This window comes from Paenibacillus flagellatus (assembly GCF_003217775.1).
GTDB classification, from domain to species: Bacteria; Bacillota; Bacilli; order Paenibacillales; family NBRC-103111; genus Paenibacillus_AB; species Paenibacillus_AB flagellatus.
Map to the genome: position 1 here is coordinate 22,036 of NZ_QJVJ01000012.1, position 14,757 is coordinate 36,792.

General features: G+C 62.1%; 8 protein-coding genes. 6 read left to right on the forward strand and 2 right to left on the reverse strand.

The window, feature by feature from the left end; genetic code table 11:
• Positions 1 to 316: 316 nt before the first annotated feature.
• Entirely contained in the window at positions 317 to 2,335 is a 2,019-nt protein-coding gene (locus DLM86_RS23960) for a hypothetical protein (RefSeq protein WP_110842608.1), read from the reverse strand.
• Positions 2,336 to 2,512: 177 nt separating this feature from the next.
• Between DLM86_RS23960 and htpG the strand changes: the two genes are divergently transcribed.
• The 3 genes from htpG to DLM86_RS23975 all read left to right on the forward strand — a co-directional run bounded on the left by htpG (position 2,513) and on the right by DLM86_RS23975 (position 8,803).
• Positions 2,513 to 4,393, forward strand: coding sequence for a molecular chaperone HtpG (gene htpG, locus DLM86_RS23965; RefSeq protein WP_110842609.1), 1,881 nt, complete (start codon positions 2,513 to 2,515; stop codon positions 4,391 to 4,393).
• Between the two features lie 146 nt (positions 4,394 to 4,539).
• Positions 4,540 to 5,853 (forward strand): hypothetical protein, encoded by a 1,314-nt coding sequence (locus DLM86_RS23970; protein ID WP_110842610.1) that lies wholly within the window; start codon positions 4,540 to 4,542, stop codon positions 5,851 to 5,853.
• Between the two features lie 73 nt (positions 5,854 to 5,926).
• The gene (locus tag DLM86_RS23975; protein ID WP_110842611.1) at positions 5,927 to 8,803 is read left to right on the forward strand and encodes an S-layer homology domain-containing protein; all 2,877 of its coding nucleotides are present in this window, start codon (positions 5,927 to 5,929) and stop codon (positions 8,801 to 8,803) included.
• Positions 8,804 to 8,877: 74 nt separating this feature from the next.
• On the opposite strand, the gene DLM86_RS23980 is transcribed toward DLM86_RS23975, so the two are convergent.
• Positions 8,878 to 9,882 (reverse strand): hypothetical protein, encoded by a 1,005-nt coding sequence (locus DLM86_RS23980; RefSeq protein WP_110842612.1) that lies wholly within the window; start codon positions 9,880 to 9,882, stop codon positions 8,878 to 8,880.
• A gap of 316 nt (positions 9,883 to 10,198) precedes the next feature.
• On the opposite strand from DLM86_RS23980, the gene DLM86_RS23985 reads away from it, so the two are divergent.
• The 3 genes from DLM86_RS23985 (at position 10,199) to uvrA (ending at position 14,672) form a co-directional block, all read left to right on the forward strand.
• A complete protein-coding gene (locus DLM86_RS23985; protein WP_110842613.1) occupies positions 10,199 to 11,176 on the forward strand; it encodes an ATP-binding cassette domain-containing protein in 978 nt (325 codons plus the stop codon).
• Positions 11,173 to 12,027: an ABC transporter permease gene (locus tag DLM86_RS23990; RefSeq protein WP_110842614.1), complete on the forward strand. Its 855-nt coding sequence runs from the start codon at positions 11,173 to 11,175 to the stop codon at positions 12,025 to 12,027. Before DLM86_RS23985 ends, DLM86_RS23990 begins: the two co-directional genes overlap by 4 nt.
• A gap of 125 nt (positions 12,028 to 12,152) precedes the next feature.
• Entirely contained in the window at positions 12,153 to 14,672 is a 2,520-nt protein-coding gene (gene uvrA / locus DLM86_RS23995) for an excinuclease ABC subunit UvrA (protein ID WP_110842765.1), read from the forward strand.
• Positions 14,673 to 14,757: the final 85 nt, after the last annotated feature.

A 14,757-nucleotide genomic window follows, 5' to 3' on the forward strand; every position in this document is an offset into this window, starting at 1 on the left:
TCATCAAGTAGGTGCGATGATGACATGTTTTGGGACTATGATGACTTTTCCGGTTGGAGAAGGGGGGAGAGTTCGGCGAGAATGGGGGCGGTTGTCGGCGGGGCGCTAGGGTGGAAGTCTTTCCGGGAGCGGGATAAGGATGGGGACTTACAGAAGGAATGCGGGGAAAAGGAGAGGGCGTTTGTCGAGCGAACGCAAAAAAGCCTCCGGTTTCGGGAACGAAACGGCGCCGGCGTGCAGCGCATCCCCGCTCCTTTTTTCGGAGGCTTGCGATAGGGCGTCATCCTTGGGCGGTCGGACATCGCGCCGCCGCGGGTTACACCCTCGATAATTCCTCGTAAGCAATCTTGTACTTTCTGCCGTTACCCGGATAGCTTCTGCGGATCAGTTCTTTCGCTTCTTCTTGTGCGTCCTCGTCCTGCTTGGACCTTGCCTCTACATATTTCAGGAGAATAACGGTGATTTCCGCCCCGATCTGCAAAACGAGCCCGCCGATCGCGCCACGGAAGTCTTCCGGGTTTTTCCGCTTGCGGATCAGGTCGATCAGCCTCCGGTCGTATTCGTGCGGCTTCATGCGGCTGTAGGCCAGACCGTGCTTCTTCATCGACTTGAGGAAGCTGCTCGAGTTGAGCTTCTTCTGGTTGGCGCGGATGCTCTGCTGCGCCGTCTTGTTCCCGCGCGGAACGTAGTCCGGGAGCTCCTGCACCACCTGCTCCTCCGCCATCTCCGTCCGGTAGGGCGACATCGGGGCCCACATCTCCTCGACCTCGTCCATTTCGATCGGGTTGACGACCTCGGTTTGTTGAACCGCCTTCAGCTGGTCGGTGAACGACAAGCTCGTATCGACGCTGGACAGTCCGTGGAAGCCCAGGCTCGCATTAGCGTGCGGGATGGAGGCGGACATCGATTGGTCGCGCTGCTTTTTCAACTCCAGTGCGGCGTTGATCAACTGGATGCACATCTGCTCCACTCGGACGCGAGGCGCCTCCTCCTGCTCCCAAGCTTCCTTCACGTCGTTCATCAGCGTGGCCGCCTCGCTCGCTTGATAGATCAGCTTATACAGCTTGTCGGTTTCGGCCATAACGGTTTCGAAGCGCTTCTTGCGCTCTTGCGGAGCGTTTTGCAGCGCCTGGCCCAATTCGGCCGGGAATCCGTAATCGGCCAGCTGGAGCTTCGTCTCCAGATCCTTCAAAACGTCCAGCTCGCGCTCGATGACGTCGTTGGCATCCTTCTCCTCCGTGCTCAAGGCGGTGGCCTTGGTAATGGACGTCAAGCTCTTCTTCAAGTCGGCGTCGTTCACGTCGAGCAAGTAGTCGCTCAAGCCCATCTTGTCGAGCACCGCTTGGATCGGCTTCATGACCGCCGCCGCCGAGCTCAGGTCGTCCGTATTCGTCAGGACGACCTCCTTTCGCGCCACGTGGGTCCAAGCCGCCGCGCCGTCGCGGTCCGACCGGTTCACGCCGGCTCCGCTCAGGGCCGGAACGTTTCGCAAGCCGGTGCTACCGCCTTTATAGTAGGACGGCGGGGGAATATCGATATCCACTTTGCCGTCGGTGCCCGGTACCGCGGTTTTCGTGTTCGGGTCCAACTGATGCCACTCGCAATGAATAGCGGACGTATAGTAAGGCTTATGTTGCGCCGCATTATCCCGCAGCTGGTCGGTCCATACCTTGTAGTACACCCAGCCGTGATGATCGTTGACGATCGACTTGATCTTGTCTTCGGCTTTCTCCAAATGCTGCGTATTGGCGGCTTTGGGGATGGCGGCCAGGTTGCGGACGTCGTTGCCGGGACCGCCCAAGTTTTCGTTCAGCAGGTGGCCGGCCACATAGTCCGTTTTGTTGCCGGCGCGTTTTTCCTGGGCTTTGCGTTTGTCGACCCATTTGCCGCTCGTCCCCGGCTTGCTGCCCAACGGATGGTCCGGTCCGAGCGGGTTGGCGGTCATCTCGGTCCCTTCGTCGCGAGATGCGTTCTGCCAAGTTATAGCCGTCGTCCAAGGCGACGTCGGCGAACCGTCGACGGCCGCGCCCCGGCCGACCCCGGTCCGGAACGGCACCCATCGATGGTGGGTGTTCGGATCGGGAATTTCGTCGTACTTCAGCATGTTGCGCTGGATTCGCGCGCCCGGTCTGCCCGGCGCTTGGCGGTCGCGGAGCAGCGAGCCTACGGCCCGGTTGCCGATGGAGCGCTGCAGGTAGCCGACCGTCGCCGGCGACGGGGCGTAGAGTCCGGGAGGCGATTCGGCGATCGCCGACGCGTCTTCCTTCCGCTCCGGGCTTTTGCCCGCGGACGCTTCCTTCGGTTGCTTGGCGCTTGGCGCCGATTGGCGGGACATGGGCGTTCCCCCTTTGCGGGCGTAATCGACCTTTTCTTTTTCCAATATACTACATGTCTAAACGGAATTGACACCCCGAACGGGCTTGTGCTATATAAAAATTACGATTGGCACTCGTGGCGTATGAGTGCTAAAATAGGCGTAACGATATTTTTATAGGCGAAAGGGGATTTACCGGTGGCCAAGAAGCAGTTCAAGGCGGAATCGAAGCGATTGCTGGAAATGATGATCAACTCCATCTACACGCAGCGGGAAATTTTTCTGCGGGAGCTGATCTCGAACGCAAGCGACGCCATCGACAAAATTTATTACAAGTCGCTGGCCGACGATCAGCTGGTATTCGACAAGGACAACTACTACATCAAGATTACGGCCGATAAGGACAAGCGGACGTTGACGATTTCCGATACCGGGATCGGGATGACGAAGGAGGAGCTCGAGAACAACCTCGGCGTCATCGCGAAGAGCGGCTCGCTCGCGTTCAAGCAGGAGAACGAGCTGAAGGACGGGCACAACATTATCGGCCAGTTCGGCGTCGGCTTTTACTCCGCCTTCATGGTTGCGGACGTGGTGACGGTGATCAGCCGGGCGCTCGGCAGCGACGAGGCGTACAAGTGGGAGTCCGAAGGCGCGGACGGCTACACGATCGAGCCGAGCGAGAAGGCGACGGTCGGCACCGACATCATCATGAAGATCAAGCCGAACACCGAGGACGACCGGTACGACGAGTTTTTGGAGGAATACCGGCTGAAGTCGATCGTCAAGAAATATTCGGACTTCATCCGCTATCCGATCAAGATGGACGTGAAGGGCAAGCGGCCGAAGGAAGGCAGCGACAACGAATTCGAGGACTACGAGGAAGAGCAGACGATCAACAGCATGGTCCCGATTTGGCGCAAAAACAAGAGCGAGCTGACGGCCGAGGATTACGAGAACTTCTACCGCGAGAAACGGTACGGCTTCGACAAGCCGCTGAAGCATCTCCATATCAGCGCGGACGGCGCCGTCGTGTACAACGCGATTTTGTTCATCCCGGAGAACACGCCGTTCGACTATTACACGAAGGAATACGAGAAGGGGCTCGAGCTGTACTCCAACGGCGTGCTCATCATGAACAAGTGCGCGGACCTGCTCCCCGACTACTTCAGCTTCGTGAAAGGGATGGTCGACTCCGAGGACTTGTCGCTCAACATTTCGCGCGAGATGCTGCAGCACGACCGGCAGCTGACGCTTATCGCGAAGAACATCAAGAGCAAGATCAAGAGCGCGCTGCAAAGCATGCTGAAGGACGAGCGGGAGAAGTACGAGACGTTCTACAAGGCGTTCGGCCGCCAGCTCAAGTTCGGCGTCTACAGCGACTACGGCGCGAACAAGGAGCTGCTGCAGGACCTGCTGCTGTTCCACTCCTCGAAGGAGAAAAAGCCGGTAACGCTCGACGAGTACGTGTCGAGAATGCCGGAGGACCAGAAATATATTTACTACGCGTCCGGCGATTCGATCGAGCGGCTCGAGAAGCTGCCGCAAACCGAGCTCGTCTTGGATAAGGGCTACGAAATTCTGTACTTCACCGACGATATCGACGAATTCGCGATCAAGATGCTGATGACGTACAAGGAGAAGGAGTTCAAGTCGGTATCGAGCGGCGATCTCGGAATCGAGGCGGATGCGAACGACAGCGCGTCGGAAGCCGAGGACGGCGACAGCAAGGAGCTGTTCGAGCGGATGAAGGCGATTCTGGACGGCAAGGTAACGGGCGTCAAGGCGTCGAAGCGGCTCAAGTCGCATCCGGTCTGCCTGTCCACCGAGGGCGAGCTCTCGATCGAGATGGAGAAAATATTGAAGGCGATGCCGAACGGCCAAGACGTCAAAGCCGACAAGGTGCTCGAAATCAACGTGAACCACGACGTGTTCCGGTCGCTCAAGGCGGCGTTCAAATCCGACGAGGAGAAGCTGCGGCTGTACACGAACCTGCTGTACCACCAGGCGCTGCTCATCGAAGGGCTGCCGATCCAGGACCCGGTGGAGTTCACGAACGACATTTGCAAAGTGATGGTGTGACGGACCGATCGTCTCCGATGCTTACCCGCATCGGAGATTTTTTTTGCGCTTGCGATCCGGGGCTTGCCATACTTTCGCCATGTTCGGACGTCGCGGGATAGCGGATAATGCAGGTACGATCGGAGAGAAAAGAAGGGGTGCGGACGATGACGAAGACCGGATATTTGCGATGCGAGGTGTGCGCCAAAGTGACCCAGGTGAAAATCGAGGTCGGCTACTTGGACGCCTTCCCGCTGTACGTCAACTGCGGCCATTGCGGGACGCTGTTCTCGGGCCGGTATGCCAAAAACGACGAGGAGGTGACGGCCTCCGCCGTGTTCCGCAATGCGACGGAGATCGACGCTTCGGAGGCGGATACGGTCGATTACTTCTGCGACGCGTCCGGGGAGCTGATCATGCGAAAGGTCGCCCCGGCGCAGCGCGCGGCGGATTTGATGGTTCCTCCGGTCTGGATGGCGTTCCACCGCCGGCTTGGACCGAACGGGATGAAGGCGCTGTTCGGCCGGATGGTCGAGCTTCACCGTACCGTCAACGGGCCGGCCGCGCACGAGTGGAGCCGGGTGCTGGACCTATGGTTCAACGGCAAGCACGCGTACTTGTCGGCGCAGCTGGCGGACGTGCTGGACGGGACGCCGCTTGCGGGCCCGGTAAGCGCCGGGCGTTACGTGCAGGCGATCCGCAAGCTGACGCGGACGCTGTTCGCGCCCTTGTACGGGTCGGAGCGGAACGGCGAATTCGTCCGGCGCGTCTCGGCTTCGTTGCGGACGTTGAAGATTACCCGGGAAGCCGGCTTGAAGGCTTATTTGCGCCGTCTGCACGAGATGGGGTTGTTCGATTCGTGCGAGAAAATCGCCTACGGACAGCTGAGAAACGGGCTCGGCCGCTTCGAGCAGCTTATTCCGGCGTTCACGCTGAGCGAGCTGACCGATGCCGAGCGGGCGGCTTTGTTCGCCCCGGATTCCGCATACGGGATGACGACGCTGTCGTTCGAGGACATCAAGTTTCTGTACGTCGACCTGTTCGAAAGCGTGGTAAAGGTTTTGCCCGTCATCGTCGGGCTGAACAATTTGCTCCACCGGGGCAGTCATCACGCGTTCTTGAACGGCGGCGCGACCGGCAAAAAGACGAGCGTCTCGTCGCTGGAGCAGTATGTCGACTTGTATACGGCGGCCGACAAGATGAAGCTGATCGACTACGGGGAGGCGTTCTCCGTCGCGATGCACGGCGAGCTGAACAACAAGCTGCGCAATGCGATCGGCCATTATGCTTACCGTTACGACAGCTTGGAGCAGAAGATCGTCTACGACAACGGCCGCAAGGTCATGTCGCTGCTGCAGTTCGGCTACGGCTGCTACGAGCTGATCTTGACGCTGCTCGACCTGTTCGACCTGACGATGTTTTTGCACGAGGTGCACGACCATTACTTCCCTGACGAAAATGTGTCGAATAACGTGATTTGAAATAGAATATTGTCGAAAAGTCACGGCGATGGTACTATGACTTTGTACCTATGACATCGAGAGGAGTAACACAATGAGTCACATGAGGAAGACCGGCAGGGCCATCATCCTGCTGCTGATCTTGCTGATCGCGGTGCCTTTCCAGGCGTTTGCGGCCGGCGCTCCGTCCGCCGCATCCGATATCGGCGGCCACTGGGCGGAAAAGGAATTGAGCGGCTGGATCGGCAAAGGGCTGTTGTCCGGCTACGAGGACGGCACGTTCCAGCCGGACCGCAGCATCAGCAGAGCGGAGTTTTTCGCGCTCGTCAATCGTTCGTTCCGCTTTACGCAGGAGGCTTCCGTTTCGTTTGCCGATCTGGACGCGTCCCATTGGGCGGTTGCCGAGCTGAAGCGCGCGAAGGCGGCGGGCTATGCCGACGGGTATCCGGACGGCACGATTCGCCCGGATCGGCCGATCAGCCGGGAAGAGGCGGCCGTCGTGCTCCGCAGCGTGCTGAAGCTGCAGGAGGACGCCGCGAAGGCGGGCGCGTTCCAAGACGCGGCGCAATTCGCCGACTGGAGCAAGGGCTCGATCGGCGCACTGGCCGCGAAAGGGTATTTGTCCGGCTACGAGGACGGCACGTACAAGCCGGGCCGGTCGATGACCCGCGCCGAGATGGTCGCGGTGCTCGATCGCGCCGTCGCCGATGCGGTCCCTACGACGGTTTATGATGCAAAAGGTACATACGGTCCCGAATCCGGGACGACGACGATCGCGGGCAACGTCACGATCAGCGCTCCGGGCGTCACGCTGCGCAATACGGTTATCGAGGGCGATCTGCTGCTGGCGGAATCGATCGGCGAAGGCGACGTTTTCCTGAAAAACGTCACCGTCAAAGGCGCTACGACGGTCAACGGCGGCGGCGCGCGCTCCGTTCACTTCGAGGACTCCGTGCTGCTTACGGTTATCGTGAACAAAGCGGACGGCAGCATCCGGATCGTAGCGGAAGGGTCCACCAGCGTTCAGCAGTTCACGGTGCAATCGAGCGCGCTGCTCGAGTCGCGCGGTACGAGCACGATCGCCGACGTCGTTCTGTCCAGTCTGCTTCCTTCAGGGGCTCAAGTCTCGATGGCCGGTCAGTTCAACTCGGTCGACGTGCAGGCGACGAGCGTCCGGGTCAGCTTGACGGAAGGCGCGATTCAACAGCTGACCGTCTCGCAAGGGGCGGATCGCTCGACGCTGCAGGTCGGTACGGGAGCGTCGGTCGCGCAGCTCGTGCTGAACGCCGCCGCTTCGGTCGTCGGCCAAGGCTCGATCGGACAGGCGACCGTCAACGCGAACGGCTCCAGCTTCGAGCGCAATCCCGGCGCGATGACGACCGGCGAAGGCGTGCAAGTGGGAGTGGGCACGGCTGCGCCTTCCGGCGGCGGGTCCTCCGACGGCGGTTCTTCCGGGGACGGATCGTCCGATGACGACAGCGGATTCGTCACCGGCTTCGGCGGGAAAATCGTCGACGTCTCGAATCAGCCGGTCGCCGGCATGACCATCCAATTCCGCCGCGGGCTGGACAACAAGGACGGCGACGTCGTCGCGACGGTCGTCACCGACGCCGAAGGACGCTACACCGTCGACCTGGCACCCGGCATTTATACGGGCGAGCTGGTCAAGGAAGGATTTATTACAACTTATCTGATCGGCGTCTCGGCTTCGAACGTCCGCAATACCGCCGAGGATGCGACCGCGATCCGCGTAGCGGCGGCGAACGAAATCCGTATCGTGCTCTCATGGGGCGAACGTCCTCGCGATCTCGATTCGCATCTCGTCGGGCCGACGCCGACGGGCGGCGTGTTCCACACGTGGTACTCGGATAAGGTATACACCGTAGGCTCGGTCGTCTACGACGATCTGGACCATGACGACACGACGTCCTACGGACCCGAAACGACGACGATTCGCCATACGGTGGACGGCCTGTACCGCTTCTACGTTCATAACTACTCCGGCGAGACGAACATGCGGGATTCGGGTGCCCATATCGAGGTGTACGAAGGCTCCACGACGACGCCGGCCAAGACGTACGATATCCCGACGGGAACGGGGACGGAGCGGTACTGGACCGCATTCGAAATGACGATCGCGAACGGCTCGATCGCCTCCTTCACCGACATCAACCAGTTCTATGCCACCGAATCGGCCGCGCAGGGCAGCTTGGGCGCGGGGATGACCGACGCCACGGTAACGTCCTCCGTATACGGTATCGATCAAAACGTGCGCGAAATTACGGTACCGGCCAACGTGCCGGCGGAAAGCTTCAAGGCGGGACTTTCCGCCGCGCCGGGCGCTACGCTCAAGGTGTATCAAGCGGACGGCGTGACGCCGCGTACGGACATCGTAGCGGACGGAGACAAAGTCGTCGTCCGAGCCGCCGACGGAAGGACGTCCCGGACCTATACGGTACGGGTAAGCTCCGCGCCTACGGTGACGTCGCTCACATACGAGCCGGCGGGTCCGATCGTCTTGTACGATACGACGTCGCCGATCGGCATCCGGCTTCTGGCGACCGTCGGCACGACCGTGACGGACGTGACGTATCAGGCGACTTATGCGTCCAATCGCCCGGATATTGCGGACATCGATCCGAACGGCGTTATTACGGCTGTCACATCCGGCTCGACGGTCGTGAGCGCCGTGTACGGCGGCTTGACGAAGGACATTCCGGTCATCGTTCTGCTCGCTCCGTCGTTGGCCGTATCGTCGTCGGACGCGTCGACGCTGACGGCGTCCGGACTCGTCTCGGGAGCCGCGGTCGGCCTGTACGACGCAAGCTCCGATACGATCGTCGGCAGCCCTTACACGGCGGGTCAGGACGGTACGGCGACCATACCGGCCGTTCCGGCAGGCACTTATTATATCATCCAGACTTATCAAGGCTTCGAGAGCGGTCGCTCGGCGACCGTGACCGTCAACTGACGCGACGACGTCGGTCGGCTCGCAGCCTCGCACCTCTGCGCGCGGAAACATCCGCGATCGCAGGGGTGTTTTTTTTATGGGCCGGATAGAAGTGCGGGCCGGATCTGATCGTCGGCGAGCTCCTTCAGCATGCTCAGCGCATCCCGCTGCGTCTTGAACACGGTGCCCGGCGAAGGGAACGGAACGAGGAACAGATGCAGCGATTTATGGGCGAGCCGGATGTCCGCCCGGTACGATTCGAGTGCCGCTCCCCGCTTCGTCGTCATATCGGCGAGCCGGAACGTCAGCGGCTTGAAAATGTCCGGCCCGAACATCAGCTCCAGCGCCTGCTTCTTGAAGCCGTTGGCGCCCGCACCGCCGATGCCGATGACGACCTTCGCCTTGGAGGCGACGAACAGCGATTTCAAGAGGTCGGCACGCTTCCGCACGTCGCCGCCGAAATCGCTGAATAGCGGCTGCCCGTACGCCGAGGCGTTAAACGGCTTGGCCGGATGGTTGAACGCGGCCAAATACGGGTTGTTTGCGATCGATTCGGCGATGGCGCCGTACTCCTCGGGGTACCAGACGTCCTCCTTCTCCCGGGGGAGCGGCCGCCAATCGGCGAGCGCGGTTTGGACGCCGGTCCGGGGCTTGTACAGACTTTCGCCGATAAACCGTTTGATGCGGGCCCACGCTCGCGGATTGTCCCGTCCGCTTTCGAACCAGGAGCCGTCCGGCTCTTCGAACGCCAAACAAATCCGGGCGACGGCCGGATTGAAGACGCCCTTCGTAAAATGCTGCCGCCGCCGCTTCTCGCCGGGCCGCAAATACCGCTCGACCTTGCCGCCTCCCTCGCCGGCGTTGGGCTCATAGAAGCCGCGCGTCCAGTCGCCCCCGTGGATGCAAAACCGGTAAGCGCCGTCCGGGGCGTCCCGGCCGAAATCGCGCAGGCGCGCCTCCACGTTGGCCCCGACGCTGTAGCCGCCGGTTCCTTCCTCGTTGCCGAATACGATGATGTCGGCGCCCGGAAAACTTCCGCAGCCTACGTAGGATAAAAGGACGTCGTACTCGGGCTTGGACAGGCGATTCGATGGATTCATTCGGTAACCTCCCGGATGGCATGGATTGTTCCATTGTACGATGCACCGCGGTCGGCTGCCTAGCCGGATCGGTCGGGAACCTTGGGGCGGGTCGACGGTGTCTGTAAAAAAAGCTTAAAGTAGCATGTCTAGGTTACTAATTAGGGAAATAGCCGTATCGGTGCAAAATTTCAACCAACCTTTCCACTTGCATAAATGTTGTAGACTTGAATTGTCTACGGGGCGGCGGGGTCGGGGCGAAAGGAGGAGAAGGTCCGGGAAGGTCCGGAGAAGGTCCGACCGAGGCCGTTCGTCCAAAATAAGCGAGGAGGCGTTTATGGGTACGTTCGAGCCTGTCATTGAAGTAAGCGGGTTGAGGAAATCGTTCGGGAAGACGGAGGTGCTGCAGGGGGTCGACCTTCGCGTGGAGCGGGGAACCGTTTTCGCGCTGCTCGGGCCGAACGGGGCGGGGAAGACGACGATCGTCAGCATCCTGTCCACGCTGCTCGTCCCGGACTCGGGGAAGGTGAACATATGCGGGCACGACGTCGTGCGCGAGGCGGACGCGGTCCGCAGCCGGGTCAGTCTGACCGGCCAGTTCGCGTCGATCGACGAGGGGATGTCCGGCCGCGACAACTTGGCGATGATCGCGCGCTTGATGGGCTATTCCAAGAAGGAGGCCGTCGTTCGCGCGAACGAGCTGCTGGACGCGTTCGACCTGACGGAGGCGGCGGGCCGCCCGGCGAGCGCCTACTCGGGAGGGATGCGGCGCCGGCTCGACATCGCGGCCAGCCTCGTCGTGACGCCGGACCTGCTGTTTCTCGACGAGCCGACGACCGGACTCGATCCCCGCAGCCGCAACCAGGTGTGGGACATCGTCCGGACGCTGGTCGCCCAAGGGACGACGGTGCTGCTGACGACGCAATACTTGGAGGAGGCGGACCAGCTGGCCGACCGGATCGCCGTCATCGACCACGGCAAGGTGATCGCCGAAGGGACCGCAAGCGCGCTGAAGGCGTCGGTCGGCTCGGGCACCGTGCAGGTGAGGCTGGATAAGCCGGAGCAGCGCCCGGAGGCGGAGCGGATCCTGTCCCGCACGCTAGGCGCGGAGGTACGCCCGGATTCCGATCCGGCGGCGCTGTCGGCGCGCGTGTCCGATCCGGGGCTGGCCGCACGGGCGTTGACCGAGCTGCTGCAGGCCGGCATCCCGACGACTCATTTTTCGCTCGGCCAGCCCAGCCTTGACGAAGTGTTCTTGGCTTTGACCGGCCGACCGGCCGAAGAAGCCGCCGAGAACGGAGGGGGATCGATATGAACGCAACGATGCAGGGGCAAGGGCAAGTCCGTACGGCCGCCGACCGGAAGCTGACGCAGGCGCTGTCCGCCCGCGTCCGGCCGAAACGTCCAAGCGCGCTTTCCGCTACGATGACGTTCGTCTGGAGGACGGTGCAGAAGACGAAAGCGTACGGCTGGACCGCCTTGGTCGACATCCTGCTGTTCCCCGCGCTGTTCCTGCTCATCTTCACCTTTTTGTTCGGGGGCGCCATCTCCGGGTCGACCGGCGATTATTTGCAGTTTCTGCTTCCGGGGATGCTCGTGTATACGGTGACGTCGATGACGGTATATACCGGGGTGGCGATCAACACGGACATCACGAAAGGAGTGTTCAACCGGTTCCGAACGCTGCCGTTCTGGCAATCGGCGGCGATTCTCGGCTCGGTGGCGGTCGATATCGTTCGGTACGCCGCGGCGGTCGTCGCCACCGCTGGCATCGGGACGCTGCTCGGCTTCCGCCCGGAGGCGGGGTGGACGGGCGCCGCGCTCGCCGTGCTGACCGTCGTCCTGTTCGCCTTCAGCGTCAGCTGGATCTTCGCCTGGCTCGGCGTCGTCGTGAAGAAAACCGAATCGCTCACAACGACGAGCTACCTGGCGCTGTATCCGCTTATGTTCGCGAGCAACGTGTTCGTCGATTCGTCCACGATGCCCGGCTGGCTCCGCGGCTTCGTCGACCTGAATCCGCTCAGCCTCGCCTCGACGGCGGTCCGGGGGCTGATGCACGGCACGGCCGCCGCCGGCGACGTCGCTTGGGCGTTGGCGGGATGCGCCGTTCTCGTCGCGGTGTTCGCGCCGCTGACGTTTTACGGGTATCGACGCAAAGCGGTTTGAAGCCGTGCTTTTGAAAATGGCATAACCGAACCTAACAAAGGATGCTTCCTTCGGGACGGGAGCCGTCGGCGTTACGAAGACCGGCTCCTCCTTTCGGGGGAGCATCGCAAAAAGGAGGAAGTCGTCTGAACGACAAGATCGTTATCCGCGGCGCTCGCGAAAACAATTTGAAGCACGTCTCCCTGGACATTCCGAAGCATAAGCTGGTCGTCCTGACCGGACCTTCCGGCTCCGGCAAGTCGACGCTCGCGATGGATACGCTTCAGCGGGAATGCCAGCGCCAGTATATGGAATCGATGGGGATGGCGGCCGATCAGGTCGGCAAGCCGAAGGTGGACTCCATCGTCGGACTGTCTCCGTCGATCAGCGTAGGGCAGCACGTCACGAACCGCAATCCGAGATCGACGGTCGGCACCGTGACCGACATCTATACGTACTTGCGCGTCGTCTACGAGAAGCTGGGCGAGCGCCCGTGCTCGAGCTGCGGCAGGACGGTTCCGCCGTCCCCCGCGAAGGATGCGGAAAGCCCCGCGATCGGGGACGAGGACGGCGGCGGGTTCCAGAAGTACGTCGATTGCCCGCATTGCGGCCATACGATGAAGAAGCTGGAACGGAGCCACTTCTCGTTCAACAAGCCGGAGGGCGCCTGCGAGACGTGCAGCGGGCTCGGCAGCGTGGCCAGCCTCGATTTGGACGCCGTGTTCAATCCGGAGCGGAGCCTGCTCGACGGCGGCGTGACGTTCTGGTTCGAGATGCTCGCGAAGTACCAAGTCTCGACCCTTGCCGCGGCGGCCAGCCATTACGGCATTCCGTTCGACCCCGACAAGCCTTTGAAGGAATTCGCCCCCGCCCTGCGCGATTTGCTGTACTACGGCGTGGAGAGCGAGGAGTTCGTACGGCACGTTCCCGGCGTGAAGCCGCCGAAGGCGGTCGGCCAAGGGAAGTTCGAGGGCGTCGTCACGGGCATATGGCGGCGGTACAAGGAAAAAAACGGCGAATCCGGCGAGGCGGCGCTGTTCCATGAGGAGATATGCCCCGATTGCCGCGGGGCGAGGCTGAAGCGGGAAAGCTTGCTCGTCCGGGTGAACGGGGCGTCGATCGCCGACGTATCCGGCTGGTCGCTGGAAACGGCGTTTGCCTGGCTGAACCGTCTCCTGCAAGGGCTCGGCCCCGACGACAAATCGATCGCGGAGGCGCTGCTGCACGACTTGCTCGTTCGCCTGAGGCGGATTACGGATGTCGGCCTCGGCTACTTGTCGCTGGACCGGCAGGCGGTGACGCTGTCCGGCGGCGAAGCGCAGCGGCTCCGGCTCGCCTCGATTCTCGGCTCGGGCCTGACCGGCGTCCTGTACATTCTCGACGAGCCGACGGCCGGACTTCATCCGCGCGATACGGCCGGGCTCATCCAGGTGCTGAAGCAGCTACGCGATCTCGGCAATACGGTGCTCGTCATCGAGCACGACGTCGAGATGATGCGTGCCGCCGACCACGTCATCGACATGGGGCCCGGAGCGGGCAGCTTCGGCGGACGCGTCGTCGGGCAAGGGACGCTGGACGATCTGGTCGCAAGCCCGGAGTCGGTGACGGGCGCGTACCTTCGGGACGAGCTCGCCCGGGCGGTGGAGCCGCGCCGGAGACGGCCGGGCAACGGGCGATGGCTGACGATTCACGACGCCTACGAGCGGAACTTGAAGCATATTACCGTGTCGTTCCCGCTCGGCTGCCTCGTCTCGGTAACCGGGGTGTCGGGCTCGGGCAAGTCGACGCTGCTGTTCGACCTGCTGGCGGCCGGCGGGCGCGACGGGCAGAAGCGGCGCGGCTGCGAGCGTATTACCGGACTCGACGCCATCGGCCAGATGGTCACCGTCGACCAGTCCCCGATCGGGCGGATGAGCCGGTCGAACGTCGCCACGTATACGGACGTGTTCACGCTGCTGCGCAGCTTGTTCGCCGGACTGCCGGAAGCGAAGAGCGCGAAGCTGACGTCGAAGCATTTCTCGTTCAACACGCCCGGCGGGCGGTGCGAGACGTGCCAAGGTCTCGGCGTCGTGTCCATGAACATGCATTTTCTTCCCGACCTCGAGGTTCGCTGTCCCGATTGCCGCGGCCGGCGGTTCAAGGACGAGGTGCTGCGGGTAATTTATAAAGGCTTCACGATATCCGACCTGCTGGACATGACCGTGCAGGAGAGCTTGCCGCTGCTGCAGGATCAGGACAAGATCGCCGGCATCATCGGGCTGCTGTGCGAGGTCGGGCTCGGCTACCTGCAATGGGGGCAGTCGGTGAGGACACTGTCGGGCGGGGAGGGGCAGCGGCTCCGGCTCGCCAAGGAATTGAGCGGCAGAACGAAGAACCATACGCTGTACTTGCTGGACGAGCCGTCCACCGGCCTGCATCCGGCCGATACGCGGCAGCTGGTCGTGCTGCTGAACAAGCTCGTCGATGCCGGCAACACCGTCATCGTCGTCGAGCATAACGTCGACGTCATCCGCGAATCGGACTGGGTCGTCGACATCGGCCCGGAAGGGGGAGAGGCGGGCGGCTCGGTCGTGGCGGCGGGGACGCCGGAGACGGTCGCAGCCGTGGACGCTTCGCACACGGGGCGTTACCTGAAGACGGCGCTCGCGGGAGCGGGGACCGTGTAAAGCGAACGAAAGCGTCGCCCGGGCGGGCGGCGCTTTCGTGCTGCACCCGTGCGGTGCGGCTCTTGCACGAGTGGTTCCATATCCG